This window comes from Candidatus Hydrogenedentota bacterium (genome assembly GCA_035450225.1).
Classification (GTDB): domain Bacteria; phylum Hydrogenedentota; class Hydrogenedentia; order Hydrogenedentales; family SLHB01; genus DSVR01.
Genome location: DAOTMJ010000025.1, coordinates 29,075 through 48,628 on the forward strand (window position 1 = coordinate 29,075; position 19,554 = coordinate 48,628).

At 58.4% G+C, this 19,554-nt stretch carries 16 protein-coding genes; 11 read left to right on the forward strand and 5 right to left on the reverse strand.

The features are described from left to right. The first annotated feature begins 168 nt into the window (after nucleotides 1-168). From gyrB to P5540_13480, 11 genes are all read left to right on the forward strand, one after another. A complete protein-coding gene (gyrB, locus tag P5540_13430) occupies nucleotides 169-2,595 on the forward strand; it encodes a DNA topoisomerase (ATP-hydrolyzing) subunit B (protein HRT65816.1) in 2,427 nt (808 codons plus the stop codon). A gap of 160 nt (nucleotides 2,596-2,755) precedes the next feature. After that, nucleotides 2,756-3,121, forward strand: coding sequence for a four helix bundle protein (locus P5540_13435; GenBank protein HRT65817.1), 366 nt, complete (start codon nucleotides 2,756-2,758; stop codon nucleotides 3,119-3,121). A 75-nt stretch (nucleotides 3,122-3,196) separates the two neighbouring features. Further along, nucleotides 3,197-5,719, forward strand: a complete 2,523-nt coding sequence (gyrA, locus tag P5540_13440) for a DNA gyrase subunit A (GenBank protein HRT65818.1) — start codon at nucleotides 3,197-3,199, stop codon at nucleotides 5,717-5,719. Between the two features lie 34 nt (nucleotides 5,720-5,753). Beyond that, nucleotides 5,754-6,761 carry a hypothetical protein gene (locus P5540_13445; protein ID HRT65819.1) on the forward strand — a complete coding sequence of 336 codons (1,008 nt, stop codon included), beginning with the start codon at nucleotides 5,754-5,756 and terminating at the stop codon, nucleotides 6,759-6,761. Nucleotides 6,762-6,825: 64 nt separating this feature from the next. After that, nucleotides 6,826-7,287: a zf-TFIIB domain-containing protein gene (locus P5540_13450; GenBank protein HRT65820.1), complete on the forward strand. Its 462-nt coding sequence runs from the start codon at nucleotides 6,826-6,828 to the stop codon at nucleotides 7,285-7,287. Continuing rightward, nucleotides 7,284-7,616: a hypothetical protein gene (locus P5540_13455; GenBank protein ID HRT65821.1), complete on the forward strand. Its 333-nt coding sequence runs from the start codon at nucleotides 7,284-7,286 to the stop codon at nucleotides 7,614-7,616. The genes P5540_13450 and P5540_13455 overlap by 4 nt, the downstream gene beginning before the upstream one ends. 16 nt (nucleotides 7,617-7,632) lie before the next feature. Beyond that, nucleotides 7,633-8,952, forward strand: coding sequence for a glycosyltransferase (locus tag P5540_13460; protein HRT65822.1), 1,320 nt, complete (start codon nucleotides 7,633-7,635; stop codon nucleotides 8,950-8,952). Nucleotides 8,953-9,018: 66 nt separating this feature from the next. Beyond that, nucleotides 9,019-10,302 carry a DegT/DnrJ/EryC1/StrS family aminotransferase gene (locus P5540_13465; protein ID HRT65823.1) on the forward strand — a complete coding sequence of 428 codons (1,284 nt, stop codon included), beginning with the start codon at nucleotides 9,019-9,021 and terminating at the stop codon, nucleotides 10,300-10,302. 398 nt (nucleotides 10,303-10,700) lie between these two features. Next, nucleotides 10,701-11,102 (forward strand): hypothetical protein, encoded by a 402-nt coding sequence (locus tag P5540_13470; protein HRT65824.1) that lies wholly within the window; start codon nucleotides 10,701-10,703, stop codon nucleotides 11,100-11,102. 62 nt (nucleotides 11,103-11,164) lie between these two features. Then, nucleotides 11,165-11,569, forward strand: a complete 405-nt coding sequence (locus P5540_13475) for a hypothetical protein (GenBank protein HRT65825.1) — start codon at nucleotides 11,165-11,167, stop codon at nucleotides 11,567-11,569. Nucleotides 11,570-11,646: 77 nt separating this feature from the next. After that, nucleotides 11,647-12,477: a ThuA domain-containing protein gene (locus P5540_13480; protein ID HRT65826.1), complete on the forward strand. Its 831-nt coding sequence runs from the start codon at nucleotides 11,647-11,649 to the stop codon at nucleotides 12,475-12,477. A gap of 237 nt (nucleotides 12,478-12,714) precedes the next feature. Here the strand turns inward: P5540_13480 and P5540_13485 are convergent, their stop codons facing one another. The 5 genes from P5540_13485 to P5540_13505 form a co-directional block, all read right to left on the reverse strand. After that, on the reverse strand, nucleotides 12,715-15,282 hold the full coding sequence (locus tag P5540_13485; GenBank protein ID HRT65827.1) for a DUF4838 domain-containing protein: 2,568 nt from the start codon (nucleotides 15,280-15,282) through the stop codon (nucleotides 12,715-12,717). 259 nt (nucleotides 15,283-15,541) lie between these two features. Next, nucleotides 15,542-16,894, reverse strand: a complete 1,353-nt coding sequence (locus P5540_13490) for a Gfo/Idh/MocA family oxidoreductase (GenBank protein ID HRT65828.1) — start codon at nucleotides 16,892-16,894, stop codon at nucleotides 15,542-15,544. A gap of 32 nt (nucleotides 16,895-16,926) precedes the next feature. Further along, the gene (locus P5540_13495; protein ID HRT65829.1) at nucleotides 16,927-17,172 is read right to left on the reverse strand and encodes a hypothetical protein; all 246 of its coding nucleotides are present in this window, start codon (nucleotides 17,170-17,172) and stop codon (nucleotides 16,927-16,929) included. 133 nt (nucleotides 17,173-17,305) lie between these two features. After that, nucleotides 17,306-18,106 carry an SDR family oxidoreductase gene (locus P5540_13500; GenBank protein HRT65830.1) on the reverse strand — a complete coding sequence of 267 codons (801 nt, stop codon included), beginning with the start codon at nucleotides 18,104-18,106 and terminating at the stop codon, nucleotides 17,306-17,308. Then, nucleotides 18,099-19,478, reverse strand: coding sequence for an FAD-binding oxidoreductase (locus tag P5540_13505; GenBank protein HRT65831.1), 1,380 nt, complete (start codon nucleotides 19,476-19,478; stop codon nucleotides 18,099-18,101). Before P5540_13505 ends, P5540_13500 begins: the two co-directional genes overlap by 8 nt. Between the last annotated feature and the right edge of the window lie 76 nt (nucleotides 19,479-19,554).

Below are 19,554 nucleotides of genomic sequence, written 5' to 3' on the forward strand. Positions count from 1 at the left end.
ATTCCTGTCGCCGCGCATTCTCAAAGAAATGTGTTCAGGACCCGTTTTTCTCTGAAAAAAACACTATATATTGCGGTTTCCGGCTTGTTTTCAGCGCCGGTTTTTGATAGAATAGACCCATTCCCAAGGCATGGTCGCCAATGGGGTCTTCAAATTGAGGCAACTATAATGGCTGAAACACGTTACGACGCTGGTTCCATCCAAGTTCTTGAGGGGTTGTCGGCGGTTCGGCGGCGTCCCGCAATGTACATCGGCGACACGTCGGTCCGGGGTCTTCATCACCTTGTGTTCGAGGCGGTGGACAACAGTATAGACGAGGCGTTGGCGGGATATTGCACGCGTATTGATGTGACCGTTCACATTGACAACAGTGTGTCGGTTGTGGACGACGGCCGCGGCATTCCCGTGGATAATCATCCGAAGTACAAAAAGAAGTCCGCGCTCGAAGTCGTCATGACGATTCTTCATGCCGGCGGCAAATTCGACAACACCTCGTACAAGGTGGCGGGCGGATTGCACGGGGTGGGCATTTCCTGCGTCAACGCGTTGTCCGAATATTGCGAAGTGGAAGTGAAACGCGACGGGTATGTGTATTTCATGTCCTTCCGGCGAGGGATACCCGAAGGCGAACTCGAACAGCGCGGACGGACGAAATCCACCGGCACACGCGTGACGTTTCATCCCGATCCGGACATCTTCGAGGAGACGACGTTCAATGCGGAGATTTTGTTGACGCGCCTGCGTGAACTCGCGTTTCTGAACAAGGGCATCCGCATTTCGTTCAAGGACGAGCGCGTCGAGGACGAGCCGACCGTCATGCAGTACAAGGGCGGCATTATCGAGTACGTAACATGGCTCAACCGCAACCGCGAAGTGTTGCACCGCAAGCCGATCTATTTCGAGGCGGAAAAAGACCGGGTGCAGGTGGAAGTCGCCATTCAGTACACGACATCGTACAGCGAGACGGTTTCGAGTTTCGCGAACAACATCAACACGCACGAAGGCGGCACGCATCTGAGCGGATTCCGCGCGGCCCTGACGAAAGCGGTCAACGACTATGCCAAGAAAAGCAACCTGTTCAAGAAGGCCAATGCGGCGATTTCGGGGGACGATACGCGCGAAGGGCTGACGGCCATCGTTTCGGTGCGAATTCCCAATCCCCAGTTTGAAGGCCAGACCAAGATGAAACTGGGCAACAGCGAGGTGCAAGGCATCGTCAATTCGATGGTCTATGAGGGGTTGCAGACCTATTTCGAGGAGAATCCGCCGGTCGCGAACCGCATCATCAGCAAGACGATTGACGCGGCCCGTGCGCGCGAGGCGGCCCGCAAGGCGCGCGATCTTACCCGGCGCAAGGGGGCGCTGGATTCGATGTCGCTTCCGGGCAAACTGGCCGATTGCAGTGAACGTGACCCTGCCTATTGCGAGTTGTTTATTGTCGAGGGCGACAGCGCCGGCGGTTCCGCGAAACAGGGCCGCGACCGCAAGAACCAGGCGATTCTGCCGTTGCGGGGCAAGATTCTCAACGTCGAAAAGGCGCGCGAAGACAAAATGCTCAACAACGAGGAAATCCGCGCCTTGATTACGGCGCTTGGCACCGGTTTTGGCAAGGAGGAATTCAAGATTGAAAACCTCCGCTATCACAAGGTTATTATCATGACCGATGCCGACGTGGACGGCGCGCACATCCGCACGTTGCTCCTGACGTTTTTCTTCCGGCAAATGCCCGAGCTGATTCGACGCGGCCATCTCTACATCGCGCAACCGCCGCTATATCTCGTGAAAAAGGGGAAGAAATCGCGCTACCTCAGCACGGAAGAAGAAAAAGAGAAGTTCCTGTTCGAAATCGTGCTCGACAACGCGAAGGTAACCGCCGTCAACGGCGACGGAAAGCGCGCGTCCGTCAATCTCCGCACCCTGATGCGTGCGGTCAATGCGGCCTTCGACCGGGAGCGGATGTTCGGACGGCTTCGGCGCGTCTACGGTGTGCCTCGCGAGGCCGTCGAAGCGGCGGCGGCGCTTCCGCGTGAGAAGCGGATCGAGCCGCGCAACCTGTCCCTGCGGGAGATGAACGCCATTTTCGGGCATGGAGCCGATCTGATTGACACGAGCGAAACCCAGCAGTTTTTGCTGGACGACGGCAACGGCAACGGGAATGACAACGGGAACGGGCGCAAGACTCTTGTCCGCGGCGAGCACCAGATTGATTTGGCTTTCTTCAAGAGTCATGAATTTTCGGCCATCATGAGCCAATCCGAACCCATTGCCGCCATCGGCCTGCCGCCTTTTCGCGTCGAGAATGAAAACGGCGAGGTACAATTTGAAACCTCTGACTTGCTCGCCTTGCGCAACTACCTGTTGACGGTGGCGCAAAAGGGTCTTACCATCCAGCGTTACAAGGGCCTTGGCGAAATGAATCCGGAACAGTTGCAGGAAACCACCATGGATCCGGCGAAACGGACCTTGCTCCGCGTGGAAGCCGAAGATGAAACGGCCGCGGACGACATTTTTGTGACGCTCATGGGCGATCTGGTGGAACCGCGAAAACAGTTCATCGAAAAGCATGCGCCTGAAACGAGGAATTTGGATATTTAGTGGCAAGTGGCAAGTGGCAAGTAGCAAGTAGCAAGTAGCAAGTAGCAAGTGGCAAGTAGCAAGTGGCAAGTAGCAAGTGGCAAGTGGCAAGTAGCAAGTGGCAAGTAGCAAGTAGCAAGTTGACGGAAACGGGTAGTCAAGTACAAGGAGACGCTAATCCGTGAGCGAACGATCTCGAACGTTTCGAGATATCATCGCGTGGCAAAAGGCGCATGCGTTTGTATTGTCAGTCTATCGAATGACGGCTGCCTTCCCGAAACAGGAAGCATATGGTCTGACCTCTCAGTTTCGGCGAGCGGCCATATCTATCCCCGCCAATATGGCCGAAGGGTTTGTTAAGAATAGCCTTGCGGACAAGGTTCGCTTCATGAACATTGCACAAGGGTCTTTGGAGGAGTGCAGGTACTACCTGATACTTGTCCAGGATCTTGGATACGGCAATACCGAGACTTTGACGATGGAGTTGGAAGAAACCAGCCGATTACTTAACGCATACAGCAGGGCCATACGAAATGCGGACGACTGACCACGTAGCGTCCGGATCGCTACTTGCTATTTGCCACTTGCTACTTGCTACTTGCTACTTCACCAAGGGAACTTCATGGAAACGGTAAACGAACGCATCAACAGCATCGAAATCGAACAGGAGATGAGAACCTCGTTCTTGGATTATTCCATGAGCGTGATCGTGAGCCGTGCGCTGCCGGACGTGCGCGACGGACTCAAGCCGGTCCACCGGCGCATTTTGTACGTCATGCACGAGGCGGGGCTTCGCCACAATCAAGCATACCGCAAGTGCGCGACGGTCGTCGGCGACACTTTGGGCAAGTATCACCCGCACGGCGATCAATCCGTGTACGATGCGCTCGTCCGCATGGCGCAGGAATGGAACATGCGGTATCCGCTGGTGGACGGCCAAGGCAACTTCGGTTCGGTGGACGGGGACAGCCCAGCAGCCTACCGGTACACGGAATCGCGCATGGCGCCCATTGCCGCCGAGATGCTGGCGGACATCGAAAAAGAAACCGTGGACATGCGTGAGAACTTTGACGGCCGCTTGCAAGAGCCGACGGTGTTGCCTTCGGCGATTCCGAACCTGCTTGTCAACGGTTCATACGGTATTGCGGTCGGAATGGCCACGAGTTGCCCGCCGCACAATCTCGGCGAGGTGTGTGATGCGATAGTCCATTCCATCGATCATCCCGAAGCCACTTCCACCGAACTGATGCGTTTTATCAAGGGACCCGATTTTCCCACCGGCGGAATCATCTGCGGCACCGAAGGGCTTCTCGAAGCATACCGAACCGGACGCGGCCGCATCACCGTCCGCGCGAAGGCATCCGTCGAGAGCAACAAGAGCACGGGCAAGGATTCCATCATCATTCATGAAATTCCGTACCAGGTGAACAAGGCGCGGCTTATCGAAAGCATTGCGGGGCTGGTCCGATCGAAAACCATCGAGGGCATCACCGATCTGCGGGACGAGTCCGACAAGGACGGCATGCGGATCGTCATCGAGGTCCGCAAGGGCGATGAGCCGCAGGTCATTCTCAACCAGCTTTTCAAGAACACGCAGTTGCAGGACACGGCCAGCATCATCATGCTGGCGCTGGTCAACAACACGCCCAAAGTGTTGTCGCTTGCGGAACTCGTCAAACACTACATCAAACACCGCGCCGAAATTGTCGAGCGCCGGACGCGATTCGATCTGCGCAAGGCGGAGGAACGCGCCCACATCGTCGAGGGGCTGCTCAAGGCCATCGATCATATTGACGAAGTCATTGCGATTATCCGGAGTTCCGAAACGGTGGATATCGCGCGCGAACGGCTGATGACGCGGTTTCACTTTTCCGAGATTCAGGCGTCCGAAATCCTCGCGATGCGTTTGCGCCGTCTGACCGGTCTCGAACGCCACGAACTCGAAGCCGAATACGCCGATTTGATCAAATTGATCGAAACGCTACGCCATATCCTGTCAAGCGAAAAGACGATCCTTGCCGAAGTCCGCAAGGAAATCCTTGCGGTAAAAGCCAAATACGGTGATGAACGCCGCACGCAAATCCTGGGGGAAATTTCCGAGTTTTCGGTCGAGGACCTCATTGCGGACGAGGAAATGGTCGTCACGGTTTCCAACATGGGCTACATCAAGCGCCTGCCCATCACCACCTATCGCAAGCAGCGGCGCGGCGGAAAGGGCGTCGCGGGCATGGACACGAAGGAAGAGGATTTCGTCAAGGATCTCTTTATCGCCTCCGCGCACCAGTACGTGCTTTTCTTTACGTCGAAGGGGCGCGTGCATTGGCGCAAGGTGCATGAGTTGCCCCGCGCCAGCCGCACGGCGCGCGGCCGGGCGATGGTCAACCTGCTCAGCCTGGAAGGCGACGAGCGTGTGACCACGTGCCTGACCGTCCGCGATCTCAAGGAAGAGGGCAAGATGGTTTTCATGGTTACCGCCAAAGGGGTGGTCAAGAAGACCGAGTTGCTTGCGTTCAGCAATCCGCGTACGGCGGGCATCATCGCGATCGATCTCGATTCGGACGATCAACTCATTGACGTGCAAATCACGTCGGGCGACGACAACATCCTGATCGCGACGCATCACGGGATGGCCATTCGTTTTCCCGAGAAGGACGTTCGCCCGATGGGCCGTGCGGCGCGCGGCGTGATCGGCATCCGCCTTGACGAGGGAGATTCCGTGATCGGCGTTTCGATCGCGGGCGATGACATGACCGTGCTCAGCGTTACCGAAAACGGATACGGCAAGCGCACGGAAGTCGGCGAGTACCGCTTGCAACATCGCGGCGGTTCCGGCATCATCAATATCAAGACCAGCGAACGGAACGGCAATGTCGTCGGCATGCTGACCGTGGACGACCGCGACGAGATCGTCTTGGTAAGCACCGATGGCGTTGTCATTCGCACGGCGGTGAAGGATCTGCGCACGATCGGGCGCAACACGCAAGGCGTGAAAGTGATGTCGCCGAATCCCGGCGCCAAGGTCAGCGCTGTCGCGCGCGCTTTTGCCGAGGAAAAAGAACAGGAAGTGACCGAAGCCGCCGCGGCGGCGCTGCCCGAAGACGCTCCGTCCGCTGAATCCGAAGACTTGCCCGACGACACGGATTGACCGTCGCGTCCATGGTGAAACGGAAGGAGGCCGCATGAAACGAAAGAAACCCGTGCCCAACATGGAGGACATGGACGAGTTGGACGGAGGGGATACTGAAAATTTCGGCGATTTTCCCATGCCGCCGGTATCGCACGATCCGTTCTTGACGGAACGATTCAACCGGATCGTCGGCCGATACTTCGAACAGAACACGCCGCGTACCATCGAGGAAGCCAATCGCGTCATGCAGTCCCGTTTCATGGGGCACAATTTAGACGAACTCCTCGCGGAAACCCGCAAGAAGGGCTGGAGCGACGCCGACGAGGCGCAAGAGATCATGTTCGAGGCCATGAGCACGGATTCGTTCGAGGAAGCGCAGAAGGGCGTGAAGAAAGCGCTGCAACTCGATCCGAACAACGCCGATGCGCTGTTGTTTGCCAGCATGAAAGAAGCCGAGGACCTGGATGATGCCGTTCGCCGGATACGGGAGGCGATTGCGCGGGTTGAAACGGCTTTTGGGGCCGAGTTCATGGAGGAAACCAAAGGCCATTTCTGGGGCGATGTATTCACGCGACCCTATATGCGCCTGCGGTTGGGACTCTTTCACGTCCTGAACGAGGCGGAACGTTGGGATGAAGCCATTGCCGAGGCCGAGGGAATTCTTGAACTCAATCCGGACGACAACCAGGGGGTGCGCGATCATCTGCTGCTGGCCTATCTGGTCGTCGGCAACGCAAAGCAAGCGCGCGCGCTCATGAAGCGCTACCCCGAAAGCCACAAGGCGGTGCAGGCGTGGGCCAGTGTGTTCGAGAAGTACATTTCCAACAATAAGGAAGAGGCGAAAAAAGCCCTCCTGAAAGCGGTCAAGAACAATCCGCATATCCTGAAGTATATGTTGGGAGTCGAGGCACTTCCCGATTCGCCACCTCCTTATTATAGCCCCGGCACGGAATCGGAGGCCATTTATTGCATGGAGTTTCTTATTCCCGTGCTCTTGAAGCGTAAGAATCTCCTGCATTGGATAACTGAAACCCTGGCCCGGCATGGAATCTTTGTATAGGCGGCAGGACAACCGCCTGCCGGCCCGGTCGTTTCGTTGATTCCGCTTGGGCTTGATTCATACAATGCAATCGTATGTTGTGGACGGCCGATGGCCTTGGGGATTGTGGCGCTTCGTGAATTGCCCTGCATGTGAAGAACCGATGATGGCGCTGGAATACGACGCCGTGGAGGTGGATTATTGCGGCGCGTGCGGGGGCGTGTGGCTCGATGCCGGCGAATTGGAACTGCTGCTCGGCGCGCGCGAAAATGTCACGGCCTTTATGCGCGGCGGCGCGATACGCCCGGAGAAGCCGCGACGCTGCCCGATTTGCGGCGTCAAGATGGTAAAAGAGGCCACGAGCGGCGAACCGGCGGTAACCTACGACAGTTGCCCGTCCGGCGATGGATTGTGGTTCGACCGCGGCGAATTGGACCAGGTGCTTGCGCGGAGCCGCCCGGAGGCGGACGGCGAATGTGTGGCGGCGTTTCTGCGCGAAATATTTGGCCGCGCGTCGGATGGAATGCGGAAGGAGAACAGAACATGATCAAGGGCAAAATCGTACGCGTCCGGCTGCGGCGCGATTTTTTCGAGCAACGGCTCTGGGTGTTCGTGGGCCGGGTCGTCGAATTCACCGAACACTGGGTCATGATTGAAGGCAAAGGCCTGACGGTGCTGCGCCGGGCGCTGCTCGACGTGGACATCGAGCCGGAAATGCGGATCGTCCTAATCCCGCGGGACAACATCGCGGTCATCCGGGTGCTTCCGGACGATTTCGACATGAACAACATCCGCACGGTGAACAAGGGCCATAAACTGTGCCTGGTCGTCGAGAATGGCCCCGATGCCACGATAGCCGAACTCGGCGAAGTATGAGAACCGGCCGGCATCCATGAAAATCGCGTTGAAAAAAGACACCTTGGACCTCTCGGTGGTCATTGCGAGCCTCAACGAGGCCGCGAATCTTTTTCGCCTGCTTCCCGCATTGCGCGAGGCCCTTGACGCGCTCGGGGTCTCTTGGGAAATCCTGGTGGTGGACGGCGATTCGCGTGACGGCACGCAGAAAGTAGTCGAAAGCGCCGGCGCGGTTTATGTGCGCGAGACGGCGCCCGGTTATGGGGCGGCCGTCCTTCGCGGCATTCAGGAGGCCCGCGGCGCCCATGTGTTGACGATGGATGCGGACATGTCGCATCCGTCCGAATTCATTCGGGCGCTGTGGGATGTGCGCCGGCGGGCGGATATCGTTATCGCGTCGCGCTACGTGCCGGGCGGCTACGCGGATCAGCCGATCGTTCGCTTGGCGCTCAGCCGCCTCCTCAATGGTTTCTTTTCGGCGGGGTTGAGCATTCCGGTTCGGGACCTGTCCAGCGGATTTCGGTTGTACCGGAAAAGCCTGTTCGACGGCATGGAAATAACCTTCACGAATTTCGTGATCCTGATCGAAATTCTTCTGCTGGCCTACGGCAAGGGCCTTGCCATCCGGGAGATTCCCTTTCACTACCGTCCCCGCCACGCCGGATCGTCCAAAGCCCGAATCATCGCGTTCGGCAGGGATTACCTGCGCCTGTTTTACCGCGTGTGGAAGATGCGCAATTCGGTGGATTTTCCCGACTACGACTGGCGCGCCTACGACAGCCGGATATGGCTCCAGCGTTACTGGCAGCGCAAACGCCACGAGATTATCATGCGTTTCACGCCGCGTTTCGTCGCGACGTGCGACGTCGGCTGCGGCAGCAGCCGCATCCTCGCCGATTTGCCCAATGCCGTCGGCGTGGATGTGCGCCGCGACAAACTGGCGTTCATGCGCCGGACGAACCACCTGCTTGCGCAGGCCGACGGGCTGCATCTGCCTTTCGCGGATGCGTCGTTCGACGCGGTTATCTGCTCGCAGGTCATCGAGCACATTCCCGAGGAAAACGGACGGCTGCTGGATGAATTGTCGCGTATTCTTCGGCCGGGCGGCACGCTGGTGCTGGGCACGCCGGATTACGACACATGGACGTGGCCGATCCTGGAATGGCTTTATGGTAAAATGGCGCCCGGCGCGTATGCCGATCAGCACGTCACGCACTACTCGTATCGCACGCTTGACGATGCCCTGCGCCGGCGCAATTATGAAATCCTCGCCCACGATTACGTGGGGGGCGGCGAACTCATCGTTCAGGCGCGAAAGCCGGCGGCCGCAGCCGTCGAAATACATGAACAAGACTGAAAGCGCGCATGAATCCGAAGTCATGCGCGTCGCTTGAAACACGGACAAACGAAGGAGAATTCAATCATGGCAAGACTTGCGGTATTGGGCGGATCGCCCGTGCGTCCCGAAAAACCGTGGCCGCAATGGCCGATTCACGACGGGAAAGACGTCAAACTCGTCACGGAAGTGACGAAATCGAACCGGTGGTCCTACGACGGGCCGATCGAATGGAAGTTCGCCGAAGCCTTCACGAAATACCAGGGCGCCAAGTTTGGCATGTGCTCGGCCAACGGCACGGTCGCGATTCAGATCGCGCTCGAAGCGCTCGGCATCGGCGCGTACGACGAAGTGATAGTCCCCGGCATGACGTGGCAGGCGACCGCCGCCGCGTGCATTGACGTCAACGCGATTCCGGTGCTCGTGGACGTCGAACCGGACACATGGTGTCTCGATCTTGCCAAGGTCGAGGCGGCCATCACGAAAAAAACGAAGGCGGTCATCGTGGTCCATCTGTACGGCTGCATGGCCGACATGACGAAACTGCAGGCGTTGTGCAAGAAACACAACCTGTTCCTGATCGAGGATTGCGCACATCAGCACGGCTCCTTCTGGAAGGGCAAGGGCGTCGGCAGCCTCGGCGACATGGGCAGTTTCAGTTTCCAGGAATCGAAGACGCTCAGCAGCGGTGAAGGCGGATTCAACACCTGCAAAACGAAGGAACAGTTCGAGAAACTCTATTCGCTGCGCAACTGCGGGCGCGGCTACCGCGGCGATTTCACCCATGCGATGCAGTCCGGAAACTATCGCCTCACCGAATGGCAGGCCGCGATTCTCCTGTGCGGCCTCGAACGCCTCGACAAACAGGTCAAGTTGCGCGATGCGAACGCGATCTACCTCAACTCGCTGCTCGCGCAAATCCCCGGCATCCTGCCGATGCGCCGCCGGAAAGAAATCACGCAGCAGAGTTATTTCAATTTCACGTTCCGGCTCGACCTGCCCAAACTCAAGGGCATCACGAACCGGCAATTCATCCCCGCGCTCAACGCCGAACTCAGCACCGCCGAGTTGTTCGAGCCGCCCTACGACCCGCTCAACAACTGCTCGCTCTACAAGCCGCACACCAAGGCGCGCCACAACCTCAGCCCGGCATACTGGAAGGCCATAGATCCAAAACGGTTCAAACTCCCCGTCTGCACCGATGCGACCGAAAAATCCGGCCTCGCCGTCCATCACATGCTCCTCATGGGCACGAAGAAAGACATGGACGTCGTCGCCGACGCCGTCGCGAAGGTGGTCGAAAACCTCGACGAACTCCACGGCTACGATCCCACCGGCCCCCGCCGCAAATACCGCGGCCTCGCAAAATAACGCGCTATAACGATCCTAACCGCCCTGGAAGCCAACCGGCCTCCAGGGCGCTGTGTTCATGCCGTCACACGAATCCGTAAAGGTCCCGTGAACGACGTGAGGGTGTGGCGCGTGCCCTTGGCTGGTTGTCGCGGAAACATTCAAGGCGTTGTTTTTAGCCGGTGTATGCCGGTTGTGGTGTATAATCACGCCATTGGGATTGATGGAATCGTTCAATGGAAGGGCGTTTCGGTTTGTTCGCCCAATCGGGTACGGGAGAGGGCGCGTCGCTTGAGAAAAAGATGGCAGGGGTGTGAATCAATGCGGTACCATTTGGATCGGACAACAACCCAATGATGTGGCGGTGCAAGATTGGCCGTAGGCAGGAGGGATGTTCAACCGAGAGGAAGGTGTAAACCATGCGACAGATTGCGCGCGTCCTAAAGGGGTTGGTGATGCTCTTGGGCCTTTTCTGCATCGGTTACGGGACTTTGGGCGTTGTCGGATTGAATCCCGGTGGTTTCCATCAGGAACTTGGGATCAGAATGGCCGGAGCGTTCATGGTATTTATGGGGATCCTCTATCTGTTCCCGAACTCGCGAATCGCATTCGACAGGCGAAGAAAATTCGCGTACTATATTATTAGTATTCTGCCGGCGTTTTTGGTCTTGGGTTACGGTCTTTTCACGATCCTCCACAACGGCTGGAGTTCGTTCGTGTCGCAAGGCGGGGGGGAAATGACCCTCGGCATCATGATAGGTGCGTCAATGGCGCCGGCTTCGTTGTACCTATATGATAAAAGCCACATAACCCGGGAATAATCCGGAAGCGAAAAACCGCGCGCCTTGATTCGGCGCCGTTCATCATGAGGAGAGGACGGATTATGGACAATAGGCGGGGCGAGAAAATCGGCTGGACCGCGGGATGGTTGGGCGGATTTATATGGGTGGCCATTCTGTCGGTCGTCTTTCTGATTCAGGGCAACTATGCAGCGGGCGTAATCGGCTTGATTGTCACGGGTTGCGCCGTTGCCGCCATTGTCCTGTTTTCGCCATGGCGGCATCCAACGACGCCCTATTGGAAGTTATTGCTGGCGCCGTATAGCGTTTTTTTGCTTTCGATTGTGTGGGCTATCGTGTCCTATGGCGGCCTTGCGGCCTCCGGATTGCGATGGTGGAATCTGTTTTGGTTGTTGCCGCTATTGGTTCCTTTGGGTCCGCTGGCCCGAAGAAAGTGGTCCGATGCCGATGGACCGAAACTTTCATCGCGGGATGATACATCCGTTTGATCCGTTTGATTCGTTGAGCCGTTCCGTCGTTGTTTCAGTACGGATGACGACAATCGGAATGGAAAGGGACGTATTCGATGAAGCGTGGGATGATTTTGGGATTGGCGGCGGCGTTGTTTTTTGCACGTTCCGTCATGGCGCAGGATGCGCCGTTGCGGGTGTTGATCTTTAGCGGATTGAACAACCATGATTGGCGTTCGACAACGCCGGTGCTGTTGGAAATTCTCCAGGGGTGTCCCCGGTTCGGCACGGTGGACGTGACGGAGGCGCCGGGCCAGTGCGATGCCGCGACGTTTGCACGATACGACGTCGTGGTGTCGAACTGGACGCCGTATCCGAAGACGGCGCGCGAATGGCCGGAGACTGCGGAAACGGCGTTTCTCGATTTCATGCGCAATGGAGGCGGTTTCGTCGTCGTTCACGCGGCGGCATGCACGTTTCAGGAGTGGCCTCCGTTCCAGGAAATCATCGGTCTGACATGGGACGACAAGAAAACGAGCCACGCGCGGTACGGCCCGTTCACGGTGAAGGTGAGAAGTGCCGCCCATCCCATCGCGCGGGGCCTGTCCGATTTTTCAATCACGGACGAACTGTACCAAAACATGGCGGCCCTGACGGACAAGTCGTTCGATACCGTTTTCGACGCGTTTTCCGCCAAGGAGGCCAACGGCACGGGCAAGGTCGAACCGATGCTGATTGCGACCACCTTCGGCAAGGGGCGCGGTGTCAATCTCATGCTGGGCCACGATGCGGCGGCCATGCGCAATGCGGGATTTCGGACCCTGCTGCTGCGCGGCGCCGAATGGGCCGCCACGGGCCGGGTAACCATTCCCAAGCCCGATGATTGGCCTTCCGTTTCCGCCGATGCAAACGCCGCTTCTGCCGAATCCGGAGCGAAGGGGCGATAACCGTTGTTCCGGCCTTTGAACCGCGGATGGACATGAAGAAACGCCGATACAGAACCTTCATGGGAATCGCCGGCATAATTTGCCATGCGGTCACGAGGGACCACAATTCGACGCAAGGTTCACGGTAAATCACAAGGAACTATTCGCATTCCTTTGTGTTGATTCGTGGTTGAAATGCCGGTTTCAGGGCAGAGAAGACGGTTTCTGTTTTACGCGTTCGATCCGGCCGCAGGGTTGTTACTTGGCGGAGGGATGCCGCGACGAAACCGAATAACACACACGCAGGATCCGTTTGGCGCCGGGTTCGATCGGATCGCTTTTCGGTAGCGCTTCAAGGTTGCATTGCCGCGCATCGGGCGCGGTGTTGACGTACCAGAACAGGCCGCCGAGATCCTGGGCATCGCCTCCGCACTCGACCGCCAGTTTTTTTTCGGGCATCCAACACGCCACGCGCGTTGCGTCCTCCGCGGGGATGAAGCGGCCGGACGTGCGCGCGGTTCCGTCGTTTTGAGCATTCTGCCGCTGCCACACACCGCGGATCGGCGCCCAGATTTCCGGCGTGTCCGCCGCGTAAAATTCGGGATGTATCTTTACATTGGCCGGCAAAGGCTTGTCGGATGCATTCGCAAGCACAAGGGTGATGTCGAGCGAATCCGACCCGGGTTTCAATTCCATTGTCCGTTCGATTTGCAATCCGTCCGCGCGCGCGGCGCGCAAGACGAGCCGGTTTTGTGAGCCTTCGACGACTTCATACGTGTCCGCTGCGGGGCCTTCGGGTAGCGGCGGGGCGCTCGTCCATTCCTGGAGCGTGCCCGGGGCCGATCCGTATGCTTCGTGGCCGCGCAGCAGTTCGGCGGCCTGCGCCTTGGCATTCCATCGAACGACGGAACCTTTCAACGCCGGGGCGACCCATGCCAGGTGCTTCTCGTTTTCCAGCGTAATAATCGGCGATTCCTCGTGCCGTGGCGGAGCCGTCTTGCCGGTGCGCGCCATGATGTAGTCCGGCAAAGACACATTTGGGTCCGGCGATCGCGCGCCCCGCTCGCCGACGTGCGCAATGTAATCCTCGACGCTCATGCACGGCGGGCGATCGAGCGATATTTTGCCGTCGGCGATCGTGACCTTGGGCGGGCACACGATGGCCGCATAACGTATGGAACAATAGGCGTCCTCGATGCGCTGCTTGACGATATCGGGGACGCTTGACGCCAACGCCCCCCTGAAAATTTCATCCGCGCGCGAAACGAAGTCCGCATCCATCCATTCGCCTTTTCCAAGGCTGTGAAGGTATGCACCCTTGTCGCGTACGGTCTTTGCCGCAAGGGCGATATATTCGCGGATGAACGGCGCGGCGTCCTCATAATAAAGGCGGATGAATTCATCCATCACCGCCTGCGCGTCCGCGTTCGGCTGCCACATCAGCCGCGACACCAAGTAACAACGCAGGACGCCCAAATCGTCCGTGAGAAGGTCGCCGCCGAGCGACAACACGCCTTTCACGTTGTGCCGGGCGTAAAACGCGAGATTTGCCCCTATTGCGTCGAAACATGGAAACGGTATCGGCGAGTAGTAGCCATTGGCTGGATAATCCCAAACATGGACGTTATGGGCGATCTTCGACCATTCCGCCAGAATGCCGGCAAAAGGCTGTAATTCGGATGTCTTCTTGTCGTGCAGCGGACGTGAATAATCCACATCAACGGCACATACGTTGACAATGACATTGTCGCGCGGCCTGAGGTTTCGCGGGGGCTTGAGGGTCCATTGACATGCGAGCGTTTCAATGAAGTTGTTCGGAAAATCGGACTTGATGGCGTCGGCCACACGGTTGACGCCGGTTAGGATGGACCCCATCGGCGAGTCTTCGGCCTCGTCAATAGCCTTGCACCCTGGGCATTCGCAGCGCCCGTCCCATTCCATTGGCGACACGCTCCAGACGGTTTTGTCAGGATGGGCCTGCATCAACGGCCGCAATTCAGCGGCGATGGCTTCGGCGACTTTCGGGTTGCTGAAACATAACTGGCTTTGCCATTCGGGAGGCGGGGCGGCCATGGCCGGGCGGTTCGGATCGAATCCGGTGGGCGCGATACGTTTTCCGTTGATTTCGGAGTAGAAATCGGGATGTTCCGCGAAATATTTGCCCGGCGGCAGGAGGGTGAAGGCCGAGTGTGCTGGCAGGCCGCATTCGGGCGAGGAAGACCAGCGCATGTGGCGCTGAAACGCCGCGCGTTGATCCTCGGAATAAGCCTGCAAGCCATGGATGCCGTGCGCTGTTTGTCTGCGAAGGATGGGCGGAACGTACCGCACATCAATGTCCGGCAGCGACGCCGGAGGCTTTTTCGGAATATGGGTGTAATCCGGCGCAAGGAATCGGATTCCGAAGTAGTCCTCGAAAAACGCATAGACTCCATACATCGTCCCGCGTTCCTTGCCTCCGAAAATGGCAAGGTGTCCCTGTTTGGCTTTTTTGAGGTAAAGCGTGCGGATGCAATACCCGTCCGGTCCCAGTTCGCCGGGTTTCACATAGCCCAAGAGTTCGTCCGGCACGCCATCCTGTCCGATCCAGACAATAACGCCCCGCTTCAGATACGGCACATTCGAAACGTATACGCCCTTGCCCGTCGCCTGTTTCCATAAATCGGCAAACTCGCGCGCGGCCAGTTTTTCCGAGTCCGACGCGGAATCCGCGACGACCGCGTTCAATGACGCATAATCGTCCGATGAAATCCAACCGCCGCGCACAGCCGCGGCTTCCGCGCAAAATGCCGCAATCAATACAACCGGCACGCATCCTCGCATACGCATTCCGAGTGACCTCCTTACGCTTTTGCGGGAATGAAAACAATTCGCCTTCCATGGCGTGCATCAACACGTCGCGATCGGTCGTGCGATGGTTGATACATGGCCACACTGAATGTTATCGGCGCGGACAGAAAAAAGTTCCATCCGCGCCGTTTGAGAGGCAAGAACCTGAAAAAGGACAAAGACAAAACGGGGAAACCTCTTTGGCGGAAGTTTCCCCGTTCGATGCTGGGCTGGACGGCGGCGTTGCCGTCTGCCGGATTTATGCGTATTGCTTGTAACCGCTCCGGTAGGTGCGCCGAATGTATTGATTGGCTTCGGGAACGTTGGTTACTTTCATTTCCTTGGGATCGAATTCGATTTTTTGTCCCGCGCGTATGGCCAGATTGCCCAAGAGGACCATCTCTGTGAAGGGGCCGGCGTAATCGAAATTGCCGCAGAATCCGCCCTTAGGAATCTCGACGCCCTTGCAGGCTTCCAGCCATTCCTTATAGTGGCCGATTGAATTCGGGATGGTTTTTTCGGGCCGTTTGAATTCGCTCATTTTTTCCCGGGGATGCAGGCTCGGATTGCCGCCGTAGCAACCGCAGGACAAGTATCCCTTGTCGCCGACGAACAACGTGCCATTGTCGCCGTCGCCCAGTTTTTCGTCCGCCGGAATTTCCGCCGGGCGTTCGGGCAATTTCTTGCCGTCGTACCACACGAGTTTGACGGGCGGAAGATCGCCGCGCGCCGGGAATTGGTAGGTGATGATGGACCACTTGGGGCACGATTCTTCGTTATTGCCTTCGGAAATGGCCTCGACGCTCGTCGGGTAACCGAGTTTGAGCGCCATGTAGGCCGGGTCCATGATGTGGCAGGCCATGTCGCCCAGGGCGCCGCATCCGAAGTCCCACCAGCCGCGCCACGCGAACGGCGCATAGGCCTTGTGATACGGGCGTTTCGGCGCCGTGCCGAGCCACAGATCCCAGTCCAACGTCGCGGGGACCGGCATCGTGCCCGCCGGCCGCGGAATGCCCTGTGGCCAAATCGGGCGGTCGGTCCAGATATGCGCTTCGCGCACGGTTCCGATCGCTCCCGCCGCGATCCATTCCATCAGGCGGCGGACGCCTTCGCCGGAATGGCCCTGGTTGCCCATCTGCGTCGCGACCTTGTACTGGCGCGCCACTTCGGTGAGACGGCGTGCCTCGTAGATGTCGTGTGTGAGCGGTTTCTGGACATACACATGCTTGCCGAGTTGCATCGCGGCGATCGCGATTGGCGCGTGCATGTGATCCGTCGTGGAAATCGTCACCGCGTCAATATTCTTGTGCTCCTTGTCGAGCATGACGCGGAAATCCTTGTATTGCGTGGCGTTGGGAAAACGCTTGAACGATTTGGCCGCGCGCTCGAAATCCACGTCGCACAAGGCCACGATATTGTTGTTGCCGTCGTCGTATGCGCCTTCGACGTCACTCGTTCCCTTTCCCCCGACGCCCACCCCGGCGATGTTCAATTTTTCATTGGCCGAAATCTTGCGCGGCCCGACCGCTCTGCCCGATCCCGTTGCGCAGCCCGCCGCCATCACAGCCGAACTGAACAAGAAGAACCGGCGCGACACTCTGTTGTTGCTCATAGACTTTCTTTCCTCCTCGCTGCATCTCGCATTCATGCCCGATCAAGGGCGCCGCCATTGGATACCGCATTATAGGCCACCGCCGATTTCAATTGCCAACCCATGCCAGCAGGGTAAATGAATACAACAGTGCTAGAAAACCAAGTGCCTGTTTTAGCCGCATGTGCATGAGCACGAGCACGAGCAAGAGCAAGAGTAAGAGCAAGAGCAAGAGCAAGAGCAAGAGCAAGAGCAAGAGCAAGAGTAAGAGCAAGAGATAACGAATCTGCCGGATTCATGGGCATTTTATCCGCGCCTGCCCTGCCCATGCACTCACCATTTACGCGCCTTGTCGGCGTGCCCGGAGCAGGTTGCCGCAAGGGACGAAGTGGACGAGATGGGCAATACATCCGATGATTACGGGCGGACCGTTCACAATTTCAGGCGTTTGAAGATACATTCGGGCACATGGATGATGATCAGCATAATGTAGCGCCAGAACCACGGCACATAGGCCACGTTCTTGCGCTTTTTGATGGCGGCGGCGGCCGCCTTGCCGGCGGTTTCCGGGCTGGCGAGCATAACGAGGCCCGGCAGTCCGAAAGTCATCTTGCTGTCCACGAATCCGGGCTTGAGAGTCGTGACGGATACGCCCGCGCGGAACAGGCGGTTGCGCAGTCCTTGCAGGTAGACCGACAAGCCGGCCTTGGCCGCGCCGTAATGGTAATTGCTCTGGCGTCCTCGATCGCCCGCCACGGACGATATCGCCGCAATGAATCCTCCGCGGCGTTGCTCGAAATGGGGCGCGAACGCCTCCAAGATCGAGACCGCCGCCGTGAAATTCACGTCGAGGATCCGGCGTGCGCGCGTGAAATCCGCCTGTAGTTCGTTTTGCGGTTCGAGCGCTCCGAAACACACCACGACCCCTTCGAGCGCGCCGCCCATGTGTTCGATGCAGGTCCGCACGAAAGCCGGATGCGAGGGGAAATCGAGTGCTTCGAACGGCAAGGCGACGGCGGGCGATCCCGTGCGCACGCGGAGATCGGTCGCGATGCGTTCGTTTTCGTCCATGTCGCGCGCGGCCAGCAGGATCGCATAGCCCTGCCGGGCGAGTTCGATGGCAATTGCGCGGGCAATGGCGGACGTGGCGCCAATTACGACGACACCCTTGCCCCATGCCGCCATTTGAACGTTTGGGTCCGGAGCCGGTGTCCTGACGTCCAGATCATTCATGGGCCGTACCTCCCGCCGACGGACGCACAATGCCAAGCCGGCGCGCCAATGACGACGAAAAGGCGCCGTCCGGGTCGAGCCGTCCGGCAATCGTCCGGAATTCGTCGAGCCTCGGATACATCGCCGCGAAGGTTTCCGGCAGCGCCACGGCGTCCTTGGCGCAATAGAGCCGCCCGTTGTGTTCGATTACGCGCTGGTCGAATTCCCGCAGGAGCGGCACGACATCGTTGCGCATCGGAATGTCGAAGGAGATGGTGTAACCTTCGCTGGGGTAGGAAAGCAGGCCCGGTCCGCCCGGCCCCAACCGTTTCAATACGGCCAGGAACGAGGCGCATCCGGACTGGCTGACGCGCTCCATGAGTTTGGTCAGGCCGCCGGCTTCCTCCAGGGGAAACGTGACCTGGTACTGGCAAAAGCCCCGGCGTCCGTACATGCGGTTCCAGTGGTGAATCGAATCGAGCGGGCAGAAATACGAATCGTAGTCCACCCATTGCCGTTCGCGTGACGGGTGCAAGGCGTAGAAAATCTGATTGAACGCGCCTATCGAAAATGAATTCAAGACGAATCCCGGAAAATCGAAAGGCACCGGTTTCCCATGCCTTGGCTTGGGCTGCAACGGGTCCCGGCATCCGGGGGGTGCGTCGGCGCGCGCCGCGAAATTGCCACGCATCAAAACCGATCGGCCCAGCGCATTACCCTTGGCCAGGCAATCCACCCATGCGACCGAATACTCGTAGTTCCGGTCGGACTCGGCAAACGCCGCGAGCGTGTCGTCTATATTTTTCGTTCGCAGGTAGTCTACCCAGCAATAAGCCGTTTCAATGCGTTTGAGGCGTATCTTCGCGGTGAGAATCACGCCCGTCAGCCCGACACCGCCCACGGTCGCCCAGAACACGTCCGACTGTTCCTCCGGCGAGCATGTCACGATCTCTCCCGCCGGGGTCAACAACGTTATCTCGACGACAAACTGGCTGAAGGAACCGTCCCGGTGATGATTCTTGCCGTGGACGTCGTTGGCGATGGCGCCGCCCAGTGTGACGAATTTCGTGCCCGGCATTACAGGCGGGAAAAAACCGCGCGGTATAAAGACGTCCAGAATGTCCGCCAGGCTGACACCGGCCTCGCAATCAAGGATGCCCGATTCGGCGTCGAACGCGCGCATGCGGTTCATGCGCGAGTAATCCAGGACATCCCCGCCGCCGTTGATGGCCGCGTCGCCGTAACTGCGGCCCAATCCGCGCGGGATGATTGTCCGGCCTTCGCGCGTCAGTACCGGCGGCCGGACATCCGCGCACCGCTCCGGGCGAAACACGCGGCATTCCTGCACCGGATAACGTCCCCATCCGGACAGTCGTTGAAACGCGCCTGTCATGCCGTCTCCTTTCCCTTGAACAAACCACAGACGCCTTTATCCTAGGCCGTGAACCGCCGGGAATCAAGAGGAACGT

What these genes read in the sequence shown, in the direction of transcription:
- gyrB (HRT65816.1), top strand. Translation starts at nt 169, where the DNA reads ATGGCTGAAACACGTTACGACGCTGGTTCCATCCAAGTTCTTGAGGGG.
- gyrA (HRT65818.1), top strand. Translation starts at nt 3,197, where the DNA reads ATGGAAACGGTAAACGAACGCATCAACAGCATCGAAATCGAACAGGAG.
- P5540_13445 (HRT65819.1), top strand. Translation starts at nt 5,754, where the DNA reads ATGAAACGAAAGAAACCCGTGCCCAACATGGAGGACATGGACGAGTTG.
- P5540_13450 (HRT65820.1), top strand. Translation starts at nt 6,826, where the DNA reads ATGCAATCGTATGTTGTGGACGGCCGATGGCCTTGGGGATTGTGGCGC.
- P5540_13455 (HRT65821.1), top strand. Translation starts at nt 7,284, where the DNA reads ATGATCAAGGGCAAAATCGTACGCGTCCGGCTGCGGCGCGATTTTTTC.
- P5540_13460 (HRT65822.1), top strand. Translation starts at nt 7,633, where the DNA reads ATGAAAATCGCGTTGAAAAAAGACACCTTGGACCTCTCGGTGGTCATT.
- P5540_13465 (HRT65823.1), top strand. Translation starts at nt 9,019, where the DNA reads ATGGCAAGACTTGCGGTATTGGGCGGATCGCCCGTGCGTCCCGAAAAA.
- P5540_13470 (HRT65824.1), top strand. Translation starts at nt 10,701, where the DNA reads ATGCGACAGATTGCGCGCGTCCTAAAGGGGTTGGTGATGCTCTTGGGC.
- P5540_13475 (HRT65825.1), top strand. Translation starts at nt 11,165, where the DNA reads ATGGACAATAGGCGGGGCGAGAAAATCGGCTGGACCGCGGGATGGTTG.
- P5540_13480 (HRT65826.1), top strand. Translation starts at nt 11,647, where the DNA reads ATGAAGCGTGGGATGATTTTGGGATTGGCGGCGGCGTTGTTTTTTGCA.
- P5540_13485 (HRT65827.1), bottom strand. Translation starts at nt 15,282, where the DNA reads ATGCGTATGCGAGGATGCGTGCCGGTTGTATTGATTGCGGCATTTTGC.
- P5540_13490 (HRT65828.1), bottom strand. Translation starts at nt 16,894, where the DNA reads ATGAGCAACAACAGAGTGTCGCGCCGGTTCTTCTTGTTCAGTTCGGCT.
- P5540_13495 (HRT65829.1), bottom strand. Translation starts at nt 17,172, where the DNA reads ATGAATCCGGCAGATTCGTTATCTCTTGCTCTTACTCTTGCTCTTGCT.
- P5540_13500 (HRT65830.1), bottom strand. Translation starts at nt 18,106, where the DNA reads ATGAATGATCTGGACGTCAGGACACCGGCTCCGGACCCAAACGTTCAA.
- P5540_13505 (HRT65831.1), bottom strand. Translation starts at nt 19,478, where the DNA reads ATGACAGGCGCGTTTCAACGACTGTCCGGATGGGGACGTTATCCGGTG.